Genomic DNA, 22,552 nt, shown 5'->3' with positions numbered 1-22,552 from the left:
GTCATATGTGTGAATATCCGGCGAATTCCTCAGGCCGGTTCCAAGCGAACTGTCTTTCATGTTGTTTCCTTTGCGGGGAGGTATTCTGAAGGCACGAAACTACCCATAAGCTCACTGGCAGGTGCGCTTGAGCTTCGCGCTTTCGAACATCACATTGTCCGCGGGAACTGCGAGATGTTCTGGACTGTCTGGCCATCAACCGACATTCAGGGGCTCGTGGCGACGGTCGCTGCTGAAATCGAGAGCCAGAGCCTTGTGGCGCTTGAGGGATTCATTGGTTCTGCATTCGTGCCCGGTCAATAATTTCGATTGGAGTCAATTCATGGACTATCGCAAACTCTTGCTTGAAAAGCTGGTCGCGCTGGATGAGATCGACGAAGACCATTTCCCGGTGGTGTCGTTGGATGACTATTTTCTCGGCAACAACCAGGAAGACTCGATCGCGCCGAATCAGTGGGGAGAAGGTCGCCCTCCCATTGCCGAAATCTACCGCCGATTCAAGGAAGTGGAGGCGCGAGAAGACGTCCACGGTGTGTTTGTCGGCTTGCACCACAGCTGGGGTGAATCACTCGAAGACGATACGTGGCCGGCTGCCGAGAATATTCATATTTTCTCATCTGCAGACGCAGAGACCGCTGAGCAGTGGCTTGCCGGCCTGTGCGCAGATGGAATAATCGCTGGTGAGTGGCCGTATGGGAAGCATGAGGCAGCGCCACTGAATCCGCCCGGGACGCATCTGTACTCGGTATATTGGGACTAGCCGCCTTCCACGCGCTACGTACCACGTAAGACGGGATGAGACGGGGACATCCAGGATGCTGCTGGCTGATTGCCAATCGGGAATTGGGTCTCGGAGTTCGAGGTTCGGATCAGAAGTGTGCCGGTGTTCTACGGCAGAGGCATGGTTTCAGCCTGGCTTTGCCGACATGCAGTCACGCCAATTGACCTGCCCGCACTGGTTTTTCTGAACCAGGGAAGCGCCTACGGCTCGGTCTGCTGCCTCATCAGAATGCCGGGCCGCTCGCTATCGACGGGCTTCATCCGCGCCGAGCGTATTCCGCGGTCGCCTCCTCCGCATGCTGCGGAAACCGCAACGGTTCCATTGCCTATGCTTCCGGCGGTGCGATCCGGCTTCGGGGACCGTTAACGTGGCCAGTCTGGCCCCGCTGCCATCCTGAGGGGAGGGGCAGATGCCGCGGATCGATGTAGGATATCGACTTTGGGTGGTGGGTGTCCCGCTTTGAGGGCGCTTCGCGCTACTGGGCCAATACGTGAGGTCTTATGGCTAAATGTCATCGCGAGTCTGCAACGGAAGAGCTCATTCTCAGGGCCGAGATGGAGCTTGGTGTTTCGTTTCCTCCAGAGTTGAAGGCCATCTGGCTTGCGCACAACTGCAACGAGCTGCCCGGTGGATGGCGCGTCTATCCCGTGTTCGACCCGTCAAACCCGAGAAAGACCGCTGGTTCGATTACCTATGAGAATCTCCGTGGCGCGTGGGGTAGGCACATCCGCTCGCTGGGGCTCATTGCGATCGCGTCGAACGGAACGGGTAATCACTTGGTCGCGCGTGTGGTAGACGGTGCCGCTGAGCCGCAGATATTTCATTGGCATCACGAAACCGAGAGACTCACGCACTGGAAACCGGGACTTGCGTCAATCATGAAGTCCGCGATCAAGTCGGCAGAGGCCATCGATCGGCTCAAGCGAAAGTTCTCGCCGACCAGGGTCTGAGCAATCCCTCGATCAGACCGGCGGTCCATACCCAGAATGTTCCTGATCCTGTACCATTCCGGCTGCGGCCTCCAGGCCCCTTGCGTTCAGTGGTGTACGAGAGGATAGCCATGCAGGAAAGCCAATTCTGGAGCATTATCGCGATGCTCGATTGGGAAGAGTCCGGTGACGATGACGCAGTGCTTGCTCCGGTGGTTGCCTATCTCACCAGCAAGCCTGATGAGGAGATCTTTCATTTTGAGGAGATCCTGGCTCAGAAGCTCCATGCGCTCGATACCAGAGCCCACGCGAGAGAGATCGGTGAAGACGCATATGTTGACGGCGAAGCGTATTTCTCGGTTGACGCTTTCCTGTATGCGAGGTGTGTCGTGGTTGCCAATGGCAAGGCGCTATTCGAGCAGGTGCTGCGGAATCCTCGAGAATTTCCCAAGGACATGGAGTTCGAAGCCATCTTGTACGTGGCACAAGAGGCATATGAGCAGAAGAACGAAAAGGAGTGGGATTACGTGTCTCCCACAGACTATGAAACCTACAGTAACCTTGCGGGCTGGCAGTAAGAGGATAGCAAGTGCTTACACTCCGTTCCTGTCCTGTCGGGCCTGCGCTGAACCGGTTTGCTGCGTTCCGCAGCCCGGCGAATCAGCATTGGCGATTGGCTGAACAGACATGACAGCATCGCACGACCTGGAGTCCGTTTGGGAGCTCCGTGAGGAGCAGATTTTTCCAGAGCTGTTCGGCGAAGTATCACGCGGAATATTCGTGCTTGATGAGGGCGACTTCTCACAGTTCGGAGGACACGCCTACGATCCTCGCTGGCTGCATCTCGGTGTCCTCGAGTTCGGCCCGACGGCGAGCCGGCCGACTTGGCTCTATGTGACGTCGGGCGGATCTACGCCTTGGGAAGAAGAGCCTGGCGAGTATGACGACGATGGCTACTCTTGGCTGGGCGTCGAGTTCATGCTCGAGACTCCCCTGCAATCCGACTGGGCGATTCATCTGCTCAAGCGGCTGTTTGCGTTCCATGTTCTTGCCATGCACGGTCATTTTGGAGAGCGCCCCGGAATTGACTATGGGTCGCGGATCCCCATTCGTTCACCACTGAATCGCGAGACTTCGGTGCTCGACTGCGTGATTGCTGTTCAACCGAGCTGTGTGGCCTCGACGCACAATCTCCCCTCCGGCAAGTTCGACCTGATTGAACTGGTGGGGGTGTCCAGTGACGAGCTCGAATTCGCCAAGGCGCATGGCACGAGCGCTCTTGCTGAGCGCCTGAATGCCGCCGGTATTCACAATGTCACCGACGTGCATCGAGCATCGGTGTGTGCAGGTCAACCCTGACAGTGCATAGGGAAGCAAGACAAGGGCATGGTGAATTCCCGCGTGCTGATCAGGCATGAACAGACTGCGCTTACCCAAACCGATCCGGAAGATTACGCAAAGGACCATCGTGCCCGTTCGTGGCCTTTCGGAGGGTCCTGTGATGCGCCGCTTGCCTGAGACCTTCGCTGACAGACATGAATCCTGACAAGTTCTACACTCCAGAAGCCGTGCGTGAAGCAATCCGTCGTGGCGACGCTGATTATGTTCGGGAGGCAATCGACTCGGGCTTCGATCCCAACACGCAGTATCCAGACCGATGCACGCCATTGATCTTCGCAGCAGAGTTTCAGCAGCCCGAGATTGTGAAGCTGCTACTCGCCCATGGCGCTGATCCCCTGCACAAGGAATCGAATGGATACGACGCATCTGCCGTGGCCGCATGGCATGGTGAATGGAGAATGGGCGCGTACACCCAGGAATCAATGGAGATTCAGGCCATCTTGAAAAGGCAGATCGAATTTCCGAGTCCCCACCCGCTTTCGCGGATAGTTGCTTGGTTGAAGCATTTAGTCCTGAAGTAAGACTCGTATTGCGGAGAATCGACGCTGGATGCTGGGTGGCCTGCCTCATTCGAGGACCGTTTCCAAGGCAAGTCGCCGCAGTAAGGGCAAGGTCGGTGACCCATTCTTTGGAAGGGTCCCGCTGCATGGGTGCTTTTGAGACTTCAATGGAGGATGTACATGATCGACGTCTATGGAAGAGGCTTTCTGGCAATTGCTGCCACGGTGTTCGCATTGGCAAGCGCTGGGCCGGCCCTGGCGGATTCCGTCGCCGATTCGGTAAAGGAGTTCTCCGGCGAGCAGGGCCTGAACGGATGGACGTACGGCTACTGGGATGAAAGCGACGACGCCGATGGAAAGTATGATCAGGCGACAGACTTCGAGTTGTTCGAACGCTTTGGCGACGATTCGATCAATGGCTTGAGTTCACACTCGGAGTTCACGACGGGTGAGCTCTGGTACCTCGACGACGGTCGCTACTACACCTCCCTCTGGGCCGAGGGTGGACACGCTCATGGCGACATGAACCTGGGCTCCTATGCCAGAGCCGATCATTGGGTGATTCGTCGTTGGAGCAGTACCGTCGATGGCCCGATCGAAATCAGCGGACAAGCGGGCAAGGTCATGCCTTGGGGGCAGTACTGGTCCGGCAGCACTCGATTCATGATCCTTGCCGGCGGCGTGACCGTTTATGACGCGGAGCTGGAAGGCGCAGGCGAGGCCTACGCGGTCAGTGCGACGGTGGAAGTGGGTACCGCGATCGATTTTCTTATCGGCCCGGGTTCGGCGATCGGGGTGGTGCGCTTCACGGCGGCACTCAGCGAGCCTTGATTCCTTCAAGGCTGGGTGCCGGGCGTGCCGTCCCTGGGGTTGCCGTCCCTGGAGTTGCAATGATCCCTTGAATTCAGCCGATGCGCCCGCCAGCTGCGGCGGGCGCATCGATGCGAATCAGGATGCGAATCAGTCCTCGCGCTGGTAGCGCAGCTCGCCGTCCACCCAGGTCATCTCGACCTGCAGATTCGCCAGCTGGTCCTCCGGCACGGTCAGGGGGTTGCCGTCGAGGACGACCAGATCGGCGCGATTTCTGATTTTATTGACCCGGCAACTTTTTAGATCGAATTCAGGCGCAGTGCGAATGATTCGATCTGAATGGTTGCCTGGGTCATACTTCGAAGATCAGTCGTTCAGCACGGGGCGGGCTTCCTTGGCCTCCCTGTGGGTCAGACGGTACAAGGCCGGCAGCACCAGCAAGGTCAGCAGGGTTGAAGAAACGATGCCGCCGATCACCACGGTCGCCAAGGGACGCTGGACTTCGGCGCCGGGGCCAACGTTGAAAGCCATCGGGATGAAACCCAGGGAAGCGACGAGGGCGGTCATCAGTACCGGACGCAGGCGACCGAGCGCACCCTCGCGAATGGCTGTTTCGAGTCGCGCACCTTCCTCGCGGAGCTTGCGGATGAAGGTAATCATCACCACACCGTTCAGCACTGCGACGCCCGACAGTGCGATGAAGCCTACGCCGGCCGAGATCGACAGGGGAAGATCGCGCAGCCACAGGGCGAGCACGCCGCCGGTCAGGGCCAGCGGCACGCCGCTGTAGATCACCATCGCATCGCGGCCTGAACCGAAGGCCATGAACAACAGGCCGAAGATCAGCAGCAGGGTGACCGGGACGACCACTGCGAGACGTTGGCTTGCGGAAATCAGCTGCTCGAAGGTGCCGCCGTAATCGACCCAGTAACCGGCCGGGATGTCGACTTCGGCCGCCACCCGCTGGCGTAGTTCGGCGACGAAGCTGCCCAGATCGCGATCGCGGACGTTGGCCGTCACCACCACTCGTCGCTTGCCGTTCTCACGGTTGATCTGGTTCGGTCCTTCGGTGATTGCGATATCGGCAAGCTCGCGCATTGGGACCACGCCAGGGCCGCCGCTGGCCCAGGTGGCTGGCTGCGAGATCTCGTCGATATTGTGTCCATCCGCAGGTAGCGAGATCGGCAGGTCCGCCAGTCGCGCCGGGTCGTTGCGCTGGGCTTCCGGCAATCGAACCACCAGGTCGAAGCGTCGGTCGCCCTCGAAATACTGGCCTGCCAGCGAGCCGCCCACGGCCGTTGCCACTGCCTGCTGGACCGCGACCGGGTTGAGGCCATAGCGCGCCAGTGCTTCGGGCCTGGGGGTCACGGTCAGCAGCGGCAGTCCGGTGGTCTGCTCGAGTTTCACGTCGGCGGCGCCGTCGACGAGACGGGTCACGGCCTCGATCCGTTCCCCCACATCGACCAGGGTGCCGAGATCGTCGCCGTAGAGTTTCACTGCGACATCGGCACGCACGCCCGAGATCAACTCGTTCATGCGCATCTGGATCGGCTGGGTGAACTCGTAGTTGTTACCTGGCACCTCGGTAACGACCGATTCGATTTCGGCCACAAGCTGGGACTTGGGCTTGCTTGGATCGGGCCATTGCTCGCGCGGCCTCATGATCAGAAAGGTATCTGCCACTGATGGAGGCATCGGGTCGGTCGCGACTTCGGGGGTTCCGATCTTGCTGAACACCCGTTCGACCTCTGGTAAATCACGGATGCGTGCTTCGAGCAGCATCTGCATCTCCACCGACTGGCTGAGGCTGGTGCCGGGGATGCGCAGCGCGTGCATGGCGATATCGCCCTCGTCGAGGCTGGGGATGAACTCCGAGCCCATGCGGCTGGCGAGCAGACCACTGAGAACGACCAGCACGGCGGCGACCAGCAGTACCGTCCAACGCAGGCGCAGTGCCCAGTCCAGCGCCGGCCGATAGGCGAGCCCGATCAGTCGCAGGATCCGGTTCTCCTTCTCCTGCACGCGACCGCCGAGAAACACTGCGATCGCCGCTGGCACGAAGGTCAGGGACAGCAGCATGGCGCAGGTCAGGGCGAAGACCACGGTAAAGGCCATCGGATGGAACATCTTGCCCTCAATGCCGGTCAGCGCGAACACTGGCAGGTAGACCGCGGTGATGATGGCGACCCCGAACAGGCTGGGCCGGATCACCTCGGCCGTCGCCTCGGCGGTCAGATCGAAGCGTTCCTCGCGACCGAGCAGGCGACCGAGCTGCTGCTGACGCTCGCCGAAGCGGCGCATGCAGTTCTCGACGATGATCACCGCACCATCGACGATCAGGCCGAAGTCCAGCGCACCGAGACTCATGAGGTTGCCGGACACTCCGCCGCGCACCATGCCGGTGATGGTCATCAGCATGACCACCGGGATCACCGCTGCCGTAATCAGCGCTGCCCGGATGTTGCCGAGCAGCAGGAACAGGACCACGATCACCAGTAGCGCGCCTTCGACCAGATTCTTCTCGACCGTGGCGATGGTGCGATCGACCAGCGCGGTTCGATCGTAGACCGGATTCACCTCGACCCCTGGCGGCAGTGAATTCGAGGCCTCCTCCAGTCTTGCAGCGGTGGACCGGGCCACCGCCCGGCTGTTCTCGCCGATCAGCATGAACACCGTGCCTAGCACCACTTCCTGCCCGTTCTGCGTCGCGGCCCCGGTCCTGAGCTCGGGCCCTTCGCCGACGGTAGCGACATCGCGGACCCGGATCGGAACGCCGTCGCGGCGGTCGAGGACGATCTCGCCCAGCGCCTCGACCGAGGCCACCTGGCCCGGGACACGAACCAGGTATTGTTGGCCGTTGCGTTCGATATAGCCGGCGCCGACGTTCTGGTTGTTGGCGGCGATCGCGGCCAACACGTCCTGCAGGGAGAAGCCGTAGGCGACCAGCAGGGCCGGGTCGGGTGTGATGTGAATCTGCCGGGCGAAGCCGCCGATCGTGTTGACCTCGGTCACGCCGCGCACGTTGCGCAGCTGCGGCCGCACGACCCAGTCCTGCAGGGTGCGCAGATCCGTTGCCGTCCACGGCAGACCGTCAGCGCGTGTGGCGCCCGGCTCGGCTTCGACCGTGTACATGAAGATCTCACCGAGCCCCGTGGCCACCGGGCCGAGTTCCGGCTCCAGTCCGACAGGCAGGCGCGAACGGGCCTGCTGCAGCCGCTCGGCCACCTGCTGGCGGGCGAAGTAGATGTCGGTGCCGTCCTCGAACACGACGGTGACCTGGGACAGGCCATAGCGCGACAGGGAGCGCGTATAGTCGAGGCGCGGCAGACCGGCCAGCGCCGTTTCGATCGGAAAGGTCACCCGCTGCTCCGATTCGAGCGGTGTGTAGCCCGGTGCCTCGGTGTTGATCTGTACCTGGACATTGGTGATATCAGGGGTGGCATCGATCGGAAGCTGCTGGAAGCTCCATACGCCCAGGGCGGAAAAGCCCAGGGTCAGGATCAGCATCAGCCAACGGTGCGCGATGGCGAAGCGGATCAGCCGCTCCAGCAAGGGTCGCGTCTCAGTGGTCATGCGAGGCTCCCGACTTCTCGATGTCGGCCTTGACCAAATAGCTCTGCTCGACGACGATCTCATCGCCTGGGTTGAGGCCGTCCAGGACCTCGACATGGACGCTGTCGCGGCGGCCCAGCGTCAGGGGCCGGATTTCGTAGTCCTCGCCGATGCGCACGAACACCACATCCCAGTCGCGGAAACGCTGCAGCGCGGCCAGCGGTACAGCCATCGGCACTTCATGCTCGGCGACCGTGACCCGGGCGCGAACCGCCGTGCCTGGACGCCAGCCGCCGTCCGTGTTGTCGATCTGGGCGCGTCCGACGGTGCTCTGACTGGCCGTCGCCGTTGCCGGCAGCACGCGGTCGAGGGTGGTCCGTGTACTCATGCCATCTCCAAGTCGGAACACTTCGAGTGGCAGGCCCCCTTCGATATGCCGCGCATCATTGCCGAACAGATGGACGTCGACCCAGAGCGCGGACAGATCGGCAATCTCGAACAGCGGCGTCTCGCCGGCCATCTCGCCGACCGCCGCGGACCTTGCCAGCACGACGCCATCGAGCGGTGATCGGATCGCGTAGGGCTCGAGGCTGACATTGCTCTCCACGGTGGCCAGGACCTGGCTCTCGAGAACGCTATCGCCGACGCCGACCTGGACGCTACGGATCAACCCGGGGAAGCGCGCGCCAAGGCGTGCGTGGCGACCCTCGATTGGCGTTAGCAGTCCCTGCAGTTCGTGTTCGTCGCGGATCACGCCAGGCCCGACCGGCGCCACGCGGATGCCGGCGATAGTGGCTATTTCCGCTGCGATCCGTGTGCGTCCCTCGTGGCTCTCGTAGGTCCAGCGTGCAGTCTCACCGCCCACCTCTGCATGCACTTCGACATCGAACGAGTGCGGCTCGTAGACCACGCGGTCGCTTACCAGGTAGTCGCCGCGCACGGAGAACCGATGCCGGTCGACGACGCCGCCCAGTCGGCTCAGGGCGACTTCCAGCGTGCCTGCCTCGGGTGGCAGGGGCTGGCCGTCGCGGTACAGCCAGGCCCGATATTCGGGCGGCAAGCCGGCTTCGAAGATGGCGAGTTCGACCGTGAGATCGCCATGCTGCAGCAGCCGACCGCCGTGGCTCCCTTTCTCCGGCTCGGCCTCGCCATGGGCGTCGTGTTCGTGACCATGATTCTGGTCATGATTGTCGCCATGATTGTGGCCATGATTGTCGCCGGCATGCTGTTCGGCATCGCAGCCGAGCAGCGACAGCGCCAGGACCAGAATCAGAAAAAGATTGTTCATTTTCATGGTGTGATTCCCTTGTCGGTGCCAGCAGCGACGGTGAAGGTCTGGCCGGTCAGGCGTTGCAGTTCGATCAGGGCGCGATGGGCCGTCAGTGCGGCCTCCAGATGCTCTCGGCGCGCGGCCACGATTTCGCCCTGTAGTTGGGTCCATTCCAGGTAGCTGCTGGCGCCCGCCCGGTAACTGCGTTCGGCCTCTTCGGCCGCTCGACGCAGCGCCGGTAGAACCTCGGTGTCGGTGAGGCGCGCGTGCCCGATCGCAAGCTCGAGCTGCGCCCAGGCTTCGGTCAGCGTGGCCTGGAGGGATCGTTGACGACCTTCGCGTTCGACTTCGATGGCCGCCAGCTCGGCCTCGGCGGCACGAATGCGTGGGGCAGCGCGAGTGGCGCTGCCCAAGGGAATCGAAACGCTGCCAACCAGGCCCCAATCCGATTCGGACTGAAGGCGCCGTACGCCAACCCGCCAGTCGATGTCGGCCACGCGCGCGCTGCGAGCCAGCTGCAGGCGGGCTTCGTTCAGCCGTTCCCGATGGGCAAACTGCTGCAACGCAGGGGTCTCGGCCAGTAGGCTCACAAGTGCCTGGTAGTCCGGCAGGCGAGGCAGCACGGCCAGATCGACGGTCGCCAGTTCGAAGTCGGTCGAGGCATCACCCCACAGCACGGCAAGACGCCGCCGGGCATGGGTCGCTGCGCTCAGGTTGCGGTCCAGCTCGGCCGCGACGCGTGAACGGCTCGCCTCGGCTGCCAGCATTGCTGAGGACGACTCGACGCCGGCCCGGCGCCGCTCTGCGGTGATCGCGACCCACTGGTCGCGCTGGGCGAGATCGTCACGCGTCAACGCTGCCAGCGCCGTCGCTGCTATGGCGTCGAGGTAACGCCGTGCCACTTCGGCCAGCAGGTCGAGGCGATCGCCTTCGCGCAGCAGTTGGAGCCCGCGCAGGCGCTGGTCAGCGACGGCGAAACGGGCACCCCGCTTGCCGCCGCGCTCGATCACGGAAGCCAGGGACACGCCGAATTCGGCGCCGCCAAAGCCGGCGGCAGGGCCAGTGCCCAGAATGTTTTCGGCCTCGGCTTCCAGGCGCAGAGGCGGCGTTTGCCGCGCCTGCTCGGCCTCGGCCTGGTATGCGGCTTCGGCAAAGCGGTAGGCCGCGAGGTCGGGATGCGATTCGATGACGCGATCGAAGGCGTTATCGAGAGTCAGGGGAACAGCGGCACTGGCCGGTGCGGAAAGGCACAGGCACAGCACCGATGCGGCCAGGGCCGCTCGGTTGAAATGGATCATGGGAACTCCGATGGATCAGAAACGAAAGGCTGGAGCGGCGGGATCAATCGCCACGGCGTCTCAGCCGATGATCGGAGGTCGAAGTCTCCTGGATGGAAAAATGTCCTCGGCGTGATGCTCGGCCGAGGAGGGGAGGTGCATGGTGGCTGGGACCGAATCAGTCGCGGCAAGCGACCCGGGTAGTGCGGTCAGATGAACGCAACAGGCGGTCAGGTGCAGGATGTCATGGAGCAAGTCGCCGCTTCCCGGGCTGTCACCCGGGTTGGCGTTTGTCGCGTGTTCCGAATGGCTGACGTGTACCGCCACATCACCATGCGCTGCAGCGTGAACCTCTCCGAGCAGCGAAAGCAGCGGCTGCCCGATCAGCGCCAGTACCAGCAGCGCAATGGTCACCCAGGGCAAAGCCCCTTTTCTGTCACAGGATCGGAGCATCGTTCAATTTTAGCAGAAAGGGTTGCTCCCGAAGCGTCTGCACCTCAGTCGCGATCCTTGCGCTGGTAGCGCAGCTCGCCGTCCACCCAGGTCATCTCGACCTGCAGATTCGCCAGCTGGTCCTCCGGCACGGTCAGGGGGTTGCCGTCGAGGACAACCAGGTCCGCGCGTTTGCCCGGCATCAGGCTGCCGTGCTCGTCTTCGTCGAAGACGGCGCGGGCGCAGCCGATCGTGTAGGACTCCAGCGCTTCCATGCGGGTCATGGACTGCTCGGGGTAGAACTGCTCGCCGTTGGCCATGCGGCGGGTGACGGAGCTGGCGTAGGAGGCGATCGGCGAGATCGACTCGACGGGCACGTCGGTGCCGTTGCAGATCGTGGCGCCGGCATCGAGCAGGGCGCGCCAGACGTAGGCGCGCTCGCGGGCACGGTCTTCACCCAAGCGCTGCGGCACCCAGGGGCCGTCGGAGGTGGCGTGCACGCCCTGCATGGAGGCGATGGCGCCGAGGGCGGCGAAGCGCGGGACTTCGTCCGGATGCAGGGTCTGGGCGTGCTCGACGCGCCAGCGCAGGTCCTCGTCAGCGCGGTCGCCGATAAGGTCCTCGTACATGTCCAGCACTTCGCGGTTGCCGCGGTCGCCGATCGCGTGGGTGTTCAGCTGGAAGCCGAACTCCAGGGCGATCTCGGCGGTCTCGCGCAGGTTCTCGAGCGAGGTCTGGGGCAGGCCCGAGGTCTCGGGCTTGTCGGCGTAGGGATCGAGCAACCACGCGCCGTGCGTGCCCAGGGCGCCGTCGATGTTGCGCTTCAGTGCGCGTACGGTCAGGAAGCCGTCGGCATGGCCAATCATGCGGTAGTCGGCCACTCGTGCACGCAGGTCCTCGTTGGTCTCGTGGCGGACGGCGACGTGCAGGCGAACGGGCAGGCCTTGCGATTCGGCCAGGGCCTTCAGGCGGTCGATGTCGGCGAAGTTCGTGCCCATGTCGTGGAAGCTGGTGATCCCGTGACGCAGAGCCTCGGCGCCTGCCAGCTCGACCTGGCGCTCGAAGTAGGCCTGGCGTTCGGCTTCGCTCATGTCTTCGAAGGCTTCAGCGAGCTTTTCCCGGACGGCCAGCTGCGCGGCCTGGCGCAGGAAGCCGGTGGCCTCGCCGTTCTCGTCACGTACGATCTTGCCGCCCTCGGGATCGGGCGTGTCGCCATCGATGCCGGCCAGCTCGAGGGCCGCGGCGTTGGCGTAGGAAGCATGGCCGCTGGCGTGGAACAGCACGACCGGGTTGTCGGGGCTGACGGCGCTTAGACTCCGATGGTGCGGGACGCCGTCGTAGGTGGCCTCATTGCTGTCGCCCCAGCGTTCCTGGTGCCAGCCGCGGCCGACGATCCATTCGCCCGGCTCGGCGTCGGATGCGGCCTCGGCCACCAGATCGACGATGTCCTGGAAGCTGCGCGTGGGCATGAGGTCGAGGATCATCAGGGCGTCGCCCAGGCCGAGGAAATGGCCGTGGCCCTCGATGAAGCCGGGCAGGACCGTGCGGCCATCGAGCTCGATGACTTCGGTGGTCTCGCCCAGGTAGGCCGTGATGTCCTCGGCCGAGCCCACGGCCAGGATGCGGCCGTCCTTGATGGCGATGGCTTCGCCTTCGGGCAGGTCCGGGTCCACGGTGATGACCGTACCGCCGGTCAGGATGTGGTCGGCAATCTCGACCTCGGGCACCGGCTCGGTCGGGCTGCTGGCCACCGCTGGCGGCGTCGGGGCCGGTTCAGGCTCGGAGGACTGACAGGCGATCAGGGAGAGAGTGACGAGCAGCAGGGCAGCGCAGCGCAGCAGGGACATGGGATCTCCGGGACAGGAAAAATCGGAGACCGAAAGGTAGCACAGGCCGGGGCAGGATCGTGCCCCGGCCTGCGCGGGTTTTCAGGACGGCTTACCAGGCGATGCCGTAGTCGTCGCCGTAGTCGCTGGCGGCACCGTGCATGGCGCCATGCTCGCGGTCGAACCAGATCGCCGTGGTCGGGTTGTAGACGCGCTCGACGGCTTCGACGTCGTAGCCCATGGCCGCGAGCTGGTCACGCGTATAGGCCGAAACCAGCGGCGGGACCTGGATCTTGTTGAGCTCGGCCTGGTGAGCGCCGAAGCTCGACTGCATGTTGAAGCTCTGGATGTGGCCGCGACCGTCGGCGGCCTGCTGCACGGTCATGCCCCACTCGACCATGTTCAGGAAGAACTGGAGCAGGTTCTGGTCCTGGCTGTCGCCGCCCTGGACCGAGAAGGCCATCAGGGGCTCGCCATCTCGCAGGGCCAGGCTCGGCGTCAGGGTCACGCGCGGGCGCTTGCCCGGCGCCACGACGTTGTAGGGGTTCAGGCGCTCGTCGAGGACGAAGCTCTGCATGCGCTGACTCAGACCGATGCCGGTCTCGCCAGCGATGAAGGCCGGAATCCAGCCGCCCGAGGGGGTGACGGAGACGACCCAGCCCTCGGCGTCGGCGGCCTGGATCGAGGTGGTGCCGGCCAGGAAGCCCTCACGATGGGACATCTGCATGGCCTGCTGGAAGCCGCCGATGCCTTCCGCGTCGGCCTCCGGCGGCTCGGGCGTCCAGGCCTCGAGCAGCTCGGTGAAGGGGTTCGTCTCGCCCTGGAACGGGTAGGGGTCGCCGGGGCGCAGGTTCTCGATGAGGCCGTCGAAGGAGATCAGCTGACGGCGCTGGGCCGCGTAGTCCTTGGAGAGCAGCCCTTCGATGGGCTCGGCCGGGGCGGTGTACGGGTCGCCGTAGTAGAAGTCGCGGTCGGCGAAGGCCAGGCTCATGGCCTGATAGAGCGTGTGCACGTAGCGGGTGGAGTTGTAGCCCATCGCCTGGAGGTCGAAGCCTTCGAGGATGTTGAGGGCCTGCAGCAGCACCGGGCCCTGGGTCCAGCTGGTCAGCTTGTAGACGTCGATACCGCGGTAGTTGGTGGTGATGGGTTCCTCGATGATGACTTCCCACTCGGCCAGGTCCCGTTCCGTGAACAGGCCGCCGGCCTCGCGGGTGGCCGTAACGATCTCCTCGGCGATGGCGCCGCGATAGAACAGCTCATAGGCAGCGTAGATCGCTTCCTTCCGGCTCGCGCCATTGGCCAGGGCCTCGGACTCGGCGGCCACCAGGCGTTCCAGGGTGGCCTTCAGCTCGGGCTGGCGGAAGATTTCGCCAGGCGCCGGCGCGGCGCGCTGCTCCGGGTTTTCGGGGTCGTGGTGCGGGAGAAAGACGCGGGTGGAGCTGGGCCACTGCTCGAGGATCTCGCGACGCCGTTCGATATTGGCCGACTGCGAGGCCTCGATCGGGTAGCCCTCGGCGAGCTGGATCGAGGGCGCCAGCACCTGGGCCAGGCTCAGGCGACCGTATTCGGCGACCATCACCATCAGGCCACCCGGCGTGCCCGGCGTGGTCGCGGCCAGGGGGCCGAACTCGGGCGGATAGAGCATGCCCTGATCGAGGAAGAACTCTGGCGTGGCGCCGGTCGGGGCGACGCCGAGGGCGTTGATGCCCAGCACCTCGCCGGTGTTCGGGTTGTAGATCAGGGCCTGCGTTTCGCCGCCCCAGCCGAGCACGTCCCACATGGTGGCCGTGGCGGCCAGCATGGCCGCGGCGGCATCCACGGCGTTGCCGCCCTGCTGGAACATCATCGCGCCGGCGGTCGCCCCCTGCGGCTTGCCCGTGACGGCCACCCAGTGCTTGCCGAGCAGCACGGGGCGGTGGGTTTCCTGGGACTCCGAAACCCCTGGCGCCAGAGCGAGGGCGATCAGCGCAAGAACGAGGACGAGGCGAGCATTCGAGGCAAGCATGGAAGACTCCGATGAAATCTGGACGCTTCGGAGCTTAGCAGAGCCGGGTCAAGCCACGTGTGGCCGGTGGCCAGACAATGAAAAGGCCGCAGCTTGACCTGCGGCCTGGACCAAGGGGTCGATCTCGGCGCGGAATTGCTTCAGCGACGCATGCGGTTGATCTGGCTCTGCAGCGCTTCGATTTCCTTCTGCTGTTCGATGTTCTGCAGGGTCAGCTGCTGGATCGCTTCGAGGAGCTGCATCTGGAATTCGATCAGGTCATGGCCCTCGCTGCCCGGCTGCTCGATCCCCGGCAGCTGTCCGAAGCGCTGGATATGCGCTTCGATCTCGGCCAGGGAGGCACTGCCCTGGGTGGCAGTGACCCGCGGCAGTTCCACGGGGGCCAGGGATGTGAGGGAGCCGGCGACTCGCAGGTCGCCCTGGGCGGAAAGGCGGAGCTCGGTGCCGTCCGTGCCGCGCTGGTCGATGATGAAACCGTCGATGGACGCGTTGGCATCCCAGACGGCGGCCGGCGATTCCAGGCGGATGCCTGCGGCGGCACTCCGGCTGTTGATGTGCAGGCTGTTCTGTGGCGTCAGCACACCCATGCCCACATTGCCCAGGCCGTCGACGATCAGCGAGTCATCCGGTGCGCCGGCCACGATGGAGAACGGAATGGTCAGGCTGCTGGCGTCGCGTACGAAGTACTCGATCTCGTTGCCGCCCATGTCCCAGCTCTGGGCCCCGAAACCGCCAGTGCCGTCCTGATCCAGGCGGATGGCCGGCGTGTTGGTGTCGGTCACGTGCAGGTTCATCAGCGGAGTGCGGGTGCCCAGACCGACCTGGCCGGATTCGCGAATGAACAGGGCGCTTTCCGGCGCGCCGGCTTCAATGGTCAGGATTTCATTGCCGACCGTGTAGTCGACGATGGAGAACTGGTTGGCGCCGCCGTTGATGGTGTCGTTGGCCCGAAGTTCCCAATCGGTGCTGGGGAAGGAGGCCGAGTTGCTCGTGTCCCAGAAGCGGATCCGGGTGTTGTTTTCCTTGAGGGTCAGGACCGAGAAATCGGAAAAGGCCTCGCTCGACGTGCAGTCCAGGCCGACGCAGAGAGAACCCTGCACGCTCTGGTCGTCGGGTACGACGATCGCCCGGGTGTCTCCTTCCTCCATCTGGCCGATGATCTGGCCATTCTCCACCGCGAAGGACCCCCGGGTGGTGCTCAGGGCGACCGGCTCGGCCTGGGGCATGCCCATGCCGGCTCGAGGTTCTTCGATGGCCTGGAGGCGCAGCTCGAAGTTGAAGTGGCCATTGGCGGGCGCGCCCTCACGCGTCGGGCTGAAGACCATGGCCTGGCCGACTTCGAAGCGCTTGACCGTCTGGTAGCCGTTCGGACCGGTGACGATCAGTCGAGCGCCCGCATGGGGCAGGCGAGGGTTGGTCAGGGCGAACTCCAGGGTGCTGGCCCGCGCTTCGACGTTGATCGGTTCCGAGCCGATCTGGGCCTGGCTGTCGCCGGGCAGGACGCTGCTGCCGACGCAGGCGGAGAGCAGGAGGGCATTGAGCAGGGAACGCATGGGGCAGGCTCCAGAAGGTTCGGGCAAGGAGGCTCGATCATACTCCCTGTGCACGAAGGGTGTCACCTGCAGGCCCTCTGGCCAGGGGGGATCGGGCGACAGGCAGCGGGTTTTCGGCTAAGCTCGTCGGGCTGGTCGGTCATTCGAGCGGGCCAGATGAACATGGCTTCGCAATCCGGCTGGAGTAGCTCAACGCATGACCCCCAAGATTCGTTCTTGCCCGAACCCATCCTTGCTTGCCGTCGTGCTGTTTTCCGTCGCCTTGATGGCCGCGGCTTCGGGGGTGCAGGCCCAGCCGACCTTCGATCTGACGCACGTTCCGGATGAGATCGGCCCCGGCGGAAGCAACCTGCTGGTCTTCGACATCCAGAACGGCAGCGGGGCACCGGCAACCGATCTGGCCTTCACGACGATTCTTCCGGCTGGAGCCACGCTGGCCGTGCCCGCGGCGCCCATGACCGATTGCGTGGGTGGCGTGGTGACGGCACCGGATGGCGGTAGCACCATTTCCTTCAGCGGCGGCAGCCTGGCCGGGTTCGAGTCCTGTCAGATCTCGGTGCAGGTCAAGGCTGACTTGCCGGGGTTCTACACCACGACTTCGGGGGACCTGACTTCGAGCCAGGGCAACAGCGGGCCCGCCACGGACGAGTTCTCCGTCGAGGCCGATCGGCCCGGCTTCTCCAAGTCGTTTTCGCCAGTCACGGCGCCCTTCGGTGGTCGGTCGACCCTTAGCTTCTTCATCGACAACTCGCTCAATGCACAACAGTCATTCAGCCTGCGTTTTACCGATGAACTCCCCCTCGGCATGATCATCGCCGATCCACCCAACGTAGCGAACAGTTGTGGTGGCGGCAGCATCGTTGCCATGGCGGGCAGTGATGTCCTTTCCTATGCCCCGGCCTTCCCCGGTGATGCCAGCGTCGCCGCAGGGGGCGTCTGTTCGATCAGCGTCGACGTGGTCTCGTCGATCAATCTTGGCGGCTTCGGGCCGGTGATCAATACCAGCGACGAGCTGACCAGTATCACTGTGGGCCCCGTCGATACCAGTGGCTTCGCCACGGCAGCTCTGGAGCCCGTGGTCTCGGGCAATGTGATCCTGATCCAGGAGTTTCTGGCCGATCCGGTGCTCCCGGGGGAGACGGTGGACGTGCGTTTCACCGTGCAGAACCTGGACCGGGACCACGCCCTGAGCGGCGGCAGCTTCGACTTCGATCTGGACCTGATGCTCGCCGGTCTGAGTGCGGTTGGCTTGCCGGCCAGCGATGTCTGCGGGGCGGGTTCGAGCCTGGACGGTGGCGCGGTGCTCAGCCTGAACGGCGCCAATCTTCCGCCCGAGGGGCTGTGCTTCTTCACGGTCACCCTGCAGGTGCCAGCCGGCGCGGCGACGGGAGCCTACCCGGCCGTGACCTCGGCCCTGACGGGGACGATCGACGGTGCCCCGGTCGCGAGCGAAGCGCCGCGCGATATCCTGTTCATCAGCGAGTCGCCCCGACTCGGCAAGGTGTTCCTGAACGACCCGGTCGGCGCGGGCGGTACCGTGAGCATGGAATTCACCCTGTCCAATCCGTCCGCGACGGAAGCCGCCAGCGCCATCGCCTTCAGTGACAATCTGTCCGCCTTCTTCGACGGCGCCGTGGTCACGGCACTGCCGGCGGCAGGCTTCTGCGGTCCAGGATCCTTCGCCTTTGCGAACCTGGTCAGCGGCTCCCTGTTCCTGAACGTCATAGAGGCGAGCCTGGCCCCGGGCGCCAGCTGCACCTTCGTCGTCGATCTGCTGATGCCGGTGTCATCCAACACACGATCGGCGACCAATATCACTTCCCCGCTGACCGCGACGGTGGCCGGAGTGACCAACTTCGGTCCCGTGGCCACGGCCGATCTGACGGTGATCGGCGGTCCGCGCCTGGCCAAGCAGTTCAGCGCGGATGTCGTGCAGCCCGGCGCCACGGTGAACCTCGATTTCACGATCAGCCTCGAAGAGGGAGCGCCGGCGCAGGCGACCGGTATCACCTTCACCGATGACCTCGATGCCATGCTGACCGGTCTGGTTGCCATTGGCCTGCCCAGCAATGACGTCTGCGGCACCGGCTCCAGCCTGTCTGGAACCAGCGTTCTGACCCTGAGCGGCGGCACGCTGCAGCCTGGACAGAGTTGCAGCTTTTCGGTGACGCTGCAGGTGCCTGCCAGCGCGCTGCCGGGTGAGTATTCCAATCTGACGTCCCAGGCCAGTGGGATCATCTCGGGTCTGACGGTCATCGGCCCTGCGGCCTCGGACCGGTTCTTGGTGGGCGGCCTGGGCTTCGACCTCGAGTTCATCGACGATCCGGTCCTGGCCGGCGGCACCCTGACAGCCCGCTACACGATCGACAACAGCAGCGCCAGCGATGCCTCGGGCCTGTTCTTCACGCACAATCTGAATGCGAGCCTGGCCGGCCTGGTGCCCGCCGGTGCTCTGCCGACCGAGCCCTGCGGGGCGGGTTCGGCCCTTAGCGGCACCGGTTTCCTGATCTTCACGGGTGGCAACCTGCCGGCCGGGACCGACTGCGTCTTCGACATCCCGCTGGCCGTGCCGGCGGGGGCCGGGGATGGACAGTACGGCAGCGTGACGAGCAATCTGACCGGCACCCTGGGTGGCAGCCCGATCACGCTTCCCCCAGCCAATGATCAGTTTCTCCTCAGCTCCAGTCTGTTGTTCTTGCAGCATGACTACACCAACGACCCGGCCATGCCCGGTGGGGCGGTGACTCTCGAGTTCACCCTGAGCAACCTCGACGCGAGCAATGGGGCCTCGGCGCTGAGCTTCACTCATGATCTGAATGCCATCTTCCCCGGTCTGTCCGCCGTTGCCCTGCCGGCGCCCGATGTCTGCGGCCCCGGTTCATCCATCAACGGCGTAGGCCTGCTGACGCTGAGCGGCGGCAGCTTGCCCCCTGGCGGCTCCTGCACCTTCCCGGTCGATGTGGTGATTCCTGCCGGCATGCCGGCAGGCAGCTATCCGAGTCAGACCTCCGGCGTGACCGGAACGATCACCGGTCTGCCGGTGACTGGTCCGGCCAGCTCGGCCGAGCTCGGCATCCAGAGCTTCGGCTTCAGCAAGAGTTTTCTGACCAATCCGCTCGACATCGGTGCGGGGCCAGCCACGAGCACGCTGCAGTTCCAGATCGTCAACAACGGTAGTCAGACGGCCACGGGACTGGCTTTCAGCGATGATCTGGACGCGATGCTCTCGGGCCTGGTGGCCACCAATCTGCCGCTCGGCGATGTCTGCGGTGCCGGCTCTTCGCTGAGCGGGACCAGCGTCATCAGCTTGAGCGGCGCCAGCCTCCCGCCCGGCGGGAGCTGCAGCTTTTCGGCCGAAGTGCTGACCCCGGCGTCAGCGCTTGGCGGCACCTACACCAACACCAGCAGCGATCTGTTCCAGGCAGGTCTTCCCGTCGCCGGCCCGGCGGTCGCGGATCTGACCCTGGTCGGCGCGGCGGTGCTCGTCATCGATCCCTCGCTGATCGACTTCGGGCCGCAGCGCCTGGGCACGACCAGTGCCGCCTTGTCCGCCTCGATCGAAAACCAGGGCAATGACGTGCTGAGCGTGGTCTCGATCGACGGACCGGCAGCGCCCTTCGCGGCGGCGGGCGGCGATTGTCCCGCGGCGCCCTTCGACCTGGCCCCGGGTGCGAGTTGTTTCCTGGCCTACGACTTCTCGCCCCTGGCCTTGGGTCCCTCCAGCCTGGCGCTGGCCGTGACCAGCAATGCGGCAACGGTCGACGACACGCTCGTGCTCCAGGGTGTGGGGATCGAACCGGCGCTGACGATCACGCCGGCTGCGATCGACTTCGGCGACCAGCTGATCAACACGAGCAGCCCGGCCCTGAGCGCCAGCCTGAGCAACAGCGGCACCGCAACCCTCCTGATCACCGATCTGTCGGCGCCGGCCGGTGATTTCGCCGTGGTCACGAGCGACTGCGGGACCCTGCCGATCACCTTGCCGGTGGGCTCGAGCTGCAGCATCGACTATCGGTTCTCGCCGACGGCGACGGGCCCGGCCCTCAGCACCATCAACGTCACCAGCGATGCGCCCAGTAGCGTGGACAGCTTCGATCTCAGCGGCAATGGCATCCAGGGGGCGCTTGCGCTGAGCTCGACCCTCATCGACTTCCCGGACACGAACCTGCTGGCCGGGCCCAGCCTCATCGACCTGACCCTGTCCAACGCCGGCGATGGTTTGCTGACGATCAGCGCCATCAGCGATCCCCTGGCTCCCTTCACGGTACTGACCGGCGCCCGGGGCGGAGCGGATTGCGGCCCGGTTCCGATCGCCCTCGTTCCCGGGGGCAGTTGCAACCTGCATGTCCAGTTCGCCCCGCCGACCCTGGGTGATTTCACCAGCAGCTTCGAGCTGGCCAGCGACTCGCCCTCCAGCCCGGATGTCGTCACCTTGAACGGTCGCGGTGTGCAGGCGCTGCTGACCCTCGGCAGCAATGCCCTGCTGTTCCCGGATACGGCGGTGGGGGCGACGGCCAGCCAGAACCTGGCGCTGCAGAACGACGGCAACATCGATCTCAATGTCAGCCTGAACGACGATCCGGGCGCGCCCTTCACCGTGCTGCCGGGCAACTGTACAGGGGATCCGATCCTGCTGACCCCGACGGCCAGCTGCGAGCTCGAGGTCCAGTTCGCCCCTCAGGCGCCGGGTGATTTCACCGCCAGCTTCCTGGTCGACAGCGACTCCGGAGAGGCCGCGCCCAGCGTTGATCTGTCCGGTCGCGGACTGCAGGGCATTCTCAGCCTCGATGCCTCGGACCTCGATTTCCCGGTCACGGCCCTCGGTGAGACCTCGCTGCTCCAGGTCACGCTGAGCAACACCGGAAATCTGCTGCTGACGGTCTCCGATCTGATCGGTCCCAGTGCGCCCTTTGCCATCGAGTCCAGCACCTGCGGCTCACTGCCGTTCCCCCTGGACGCGGCGGCCAGCTGCAGCCTGACGATCAGCTTCGCGCCGATCAGTCATGGGGTGTTCAACGATGTGATCGAAGTCCAGCACGACGGACTCGGCAGCCCGACCTTCATCGGTCTGAGCGGCAGTCTGCAGACCCTGCCCGTGCCGGTGCTGGACCGCCTCGGCTTGGGGCTGTTGATTCTGCTGCTGGCGCTGCCGGGCGCGCTGATGCTGCGCCGTCTCGACTGATCGACGGGCCGGACGGCTTCCCGACTCGCCCGGCTCAGTCCTCCAGGCGAGGCTTGGAGCGCTGGCGCTTGGTGCTCGAGCGCTGGCGCTTGGCATCCAGTCGCTTCTTCTTCGCGGTCCGGCTGGGACGCGTCGGAATCCGCTTTCGCGGGCGCTGATGGGCCCGCTCGATCAGCTCGGCCAGGCGCTCGCGAGCCTCCTCGCGGTTGCGGTGCTGGCTGCGGTGGCTGCGAGCCTCGATGGTGATCACGCCGTGCTGATCGGCGCGGGAGCCGGCCAGGACGAGCAGGCGCTCGCGCACCTCCGGACTCAGCCTGGCTGATTTCCGCGTATCGAAACGCAGCTGGACACCGGTTTCCGTGCGATTGACGTGCTGGCCTCCGGGGCCGCCGGTCAGGATGAACTTCTCCTCCAGCTCATACTCGGGCGGAAGGTGTTTCGGTCGCTCGTCGAAGATCGAATGGCTCATGGTGATCAAGGGTAGCGCAAGGCGCGTATCATCGAGGATTGAACGTTCATATCGACCCAGCGGCCGAGACAGGAGCTTGCCATGCCACGACTTCGATTGATCCTCACCCTTCTTCTGCTCGGCTCGATGAGTCCGGTCTGGAGCGCCGAAGCCGACGGCGTCCCAGCCGATGCCGAGTTCGATGCAGCATTGGCCGAAGCGCTGGGTGCGGACGATTACGGCATGCGCCGCTACGTCATGGCCTTCCTCAGCGCCGGGCCCGAGCGCGGTCAGGATCCTGACGAGACCCAGGCCATCCAGGCCGCCCATCTGGCCCATATCCGGCAGATGGCCGAGGACGGCAAACTGGTCATGGCCGGCCCCTTCATGGACGGTGGCGAACTGCGCGGTATCTTCATCTTCGCCGTGGACAGCGTGGAAGAAGCCGAGGCCCTGACCCAGGCCGATCCGGCGGTGCAGGCGGGGCGCCTGGTGATGGAACTCAAGCCCTGGTATGGCTCGGCGGCGTTGATGGAAGTCGGTCGCATCCATTCCACCATCGCCCGGGCCAATCCCTGAGGCTTGC

General features: G+C 64.6%; 17 protein-coding genes. 8 read left to right on the top strand and 9 right to left on the bottom strand.

Annotation, left to right across the window (positions count from 1 at the left end):
• Nucleotides 1-322 precede the first annotated feature (322 nt).
• The 6 genes from WM2015_RS11060 to WM2015_RS11035 all read left to right on the top strand — a co-directional run bounded on the left by WM2015_RS11060 (nt 323) and on the right by WM2015_RS11035 (nt 4,442).
• A complete protein-coding gene (locus WM2015_RS11060) occupies nt 323-760 on the top strand; it encodes a hypothetical protein (RefSeq protein ID WP_049726101.1) in 438 nt (145 codons plus the stop codon).
• 521 nt (nt 761-1,281) lie between these two features.
• Nucleotides 1,282-1,731: an SMI1/KNR4 family protein gene (locus WM2015_RS16415; protein ID WP_049726100.1), complete on the top strand. Its 450-nt coding sequence runs from the start codon at nt 1,282-1,284 to the stop codon at nt 1,729-1,731.
• 110 nt (nt 1,732-1,841) lie between these two features.
• Nucleotides 1,842-2,288, top strand: a complete 447-nt coding sequence (locus tag WM2015_RS11050) for a DUF4240 domain-containing protein (RefSeq protein WP_049727069.1) — start codon at nt 1,842-1,844, stop codon at nt 2,286-2,288.
• Between the two features lie 109 nt (nt 2,289-2,397).
• On the top strand, nt 2,398-3,069 hold the full coding sequence (locus tag WM2015_RS11045) for a suppressor of fused domain protein (RefSeq protein WP_049726099.1): 672 nt from the start codon (nt 2,398-2,400) through the stop codon (nt 3,067-3,069).
• A gap of 176 nt (nt 3,070-3,245) precedes the next feature.
• The gene (locus tag WM2015_RS11040) at nt 3,246-3,632 is read left to right on the top strand and encodes an ankyrin repeat domain-containing protein (RefSeq protein ID WP_082169673.1); all 387 of its coding nucleotides are present in this window, start codon (nt 3,246-3,248) and stop codon (nt 3,630-3,632) included.
• Nucleotides 3,633-3,791: 159 nt separating this feature from the next.
• Nucleotides 3,792-4,442 carry a hypothetical protein gene (locus WM2015_RS11035; protein ID WP_156201109.1) on the top strand — a complete coding sequence of 217 codons (651 nt, stop codon included), beginning with the start codon at nt 3,792-3,794 and terminating at the stop codon, nt 4,440-4,442.
• 129 nt (nt 4,443-4,571) lie between these two features.
• On the opposite strand, the gene WM2015_RS16410 is transcribed toward WM2015_RS11035, so the two are convergent.
• From WM2015_RS16410 to WM2015_RS11000, 8 genes are all read right to left on the bottom strand, one after another.
• On the bottom strand, nt 4,572-4,682 hold the full coding sequence (locus WM2015_RS16410) for a hypothetical protein (protein ID WP_221293478.1): 111 nt from the start codon (nt 4,680-4,682) through the stop codon (nt 4,572-4,574).
• 105 nt (nt 4,683-4,787) lie between these two features.
• Complete coding sequence (locus WM2015_RS11030) at nt 4,788-7,994, bottom strand: efflux RND transporter permease subunit (protein ID WP_156201106.1); 3,207 nt, start codon at nt 7,992-7,994, stop codon at nt 4,788-4,790.
• A complete protein-coding gene (locus tag WM2015_RS11025) occupies nt 7,984-9,267 on the bottom strand; it encodes an efflux RND transporter periplasmic adaptor subunit (protein ID WP_049726096.1) in 1,284 nt (427 codons plus the stop codon). Before WM2015_RS11025 ends, WM2015_RS11030 begins: the two co-directional genes overlap by 11 nt.
• Complete coding sequence (locus WM2015_RS11020) at nt 9,264-10,541, bottom strand: TolC family protein (protein WP_049726095.1); 1,278 nt, start codon at nt 10,539-10,541, stop codon at nt 9,264-9,266. Before WM2015_RS11020 ends, WM2015_RS11025 begins: the two co-directional genes overlap by 4 nt.
• Before the next feature lie 60 nt (nt 10,542-10,601).
• Nucleotides 10,602-10,934, bottom strand: a complete 333-nt coding sequence (locus WM2015_RS11015; RefSeq protein ID WP_156201103.1) for a hypothetical protein — start codon at nt 10,932-10,934, stop codon at nt 10,602-10,604.
• 83 nt (nt 10,935-11,017) lie between these two features.
• Nucleotides 11,018-12,799 carry an amidohydrolase gene (locus tag WM2015_RS11010; RefSeq protein WP_049726093.1) on the bottom strand — a complete coding sequence of 594 codons (1,782 nt, stop codon included), beginning with the start codon at nt 12,797-12,799 and terminating at the stop codon, nt 11,018-11,020.
• 91 nt (nt 12,800-12,890) lie between these two features.
• Entirely contained in the window at nt 12,891-14,783 is a 1,893-nt protein-coding gene (locus tag WM2015_RS11005; RefSeq protein WP_049726092.1) for a gamma-glutamyltransferase family protein, read from the bottom strand.
• A gap of 140 nt (nt 14,784-14,923) precedes the next feature.
• Entirely contained in the window at nt 14,924-16,336 is a 1,413-nt protein-coding gene (locus tag WM2015_RS11000) for a hypothetical protein (protein WP_049726091.1), read from the bottom strand.
• 232 nt (nt 16,337-16,568) lie between these two features.
• On the opposite strand from WM2015_RS11000, the gene WM2015_RS10995 reads away from it, so the two are divergent.
• Nucleotides 16,569-21,518 carry a DUF7933 domain-containing protein gene (locus WM2015_RS10995; RefSeq protein WP_049726090.1) on the top strand — a complete coding sequence of 1,650 codons (4,950 nt, stop codon included), beginning with the start codon at nt 16,569-16,571 and terminating at the stop codon, nt 21,516-21,518.
• Between the two features lie 34 nt (nt 21,519-21,552).
• Here WM2015_RS10995 and arfB read toward each other — a convergent pair whose 3' ends face one another.
• Nucleotides 21,553-21,987 (bottom strand): alternative ribosome rescue aminoacyl-tRNA hydrolase ArfB, encoded by a 435-nt coding sequence (gene arfB, locus WM2015_RS10990; protein ID WP_049727067.1) that lies wholly within the window; start codon nt 21,985-21,987, stop codon nt 21,553-21,555.
• An 81-nt stretch (nt 21,988-22,068) separates the two neighbouring features.
• On the opposite strand from arfB, the gene WM2015_RS10985 reads away from it, so the two are divergent.
• Entirely contained in the window at nt 22,069-22,545 is a 477-nt protein-coding gene (locus WM2015_RS10985) for a YciI family protein (protein ID WP_049726089.1), read from the top strand.
• Nucleotides 22,546-22,552 lie beyond the last annotated feature (7 nt).

Origin of the sequence: Wenzhouxiangella marina, assembly GCF_001187785.1 — a bacterium.
GTDB lineage: Bacteria > Pseudomonadota > Gammaproteobacteria > Xanthomonadales > Wenzhouxiangellaceae > Wenzhouxiangella > Wenzhouxiangella marina.
This window is presented reverse-complemented; position numbering and strand designations above follow the sequence as displayed.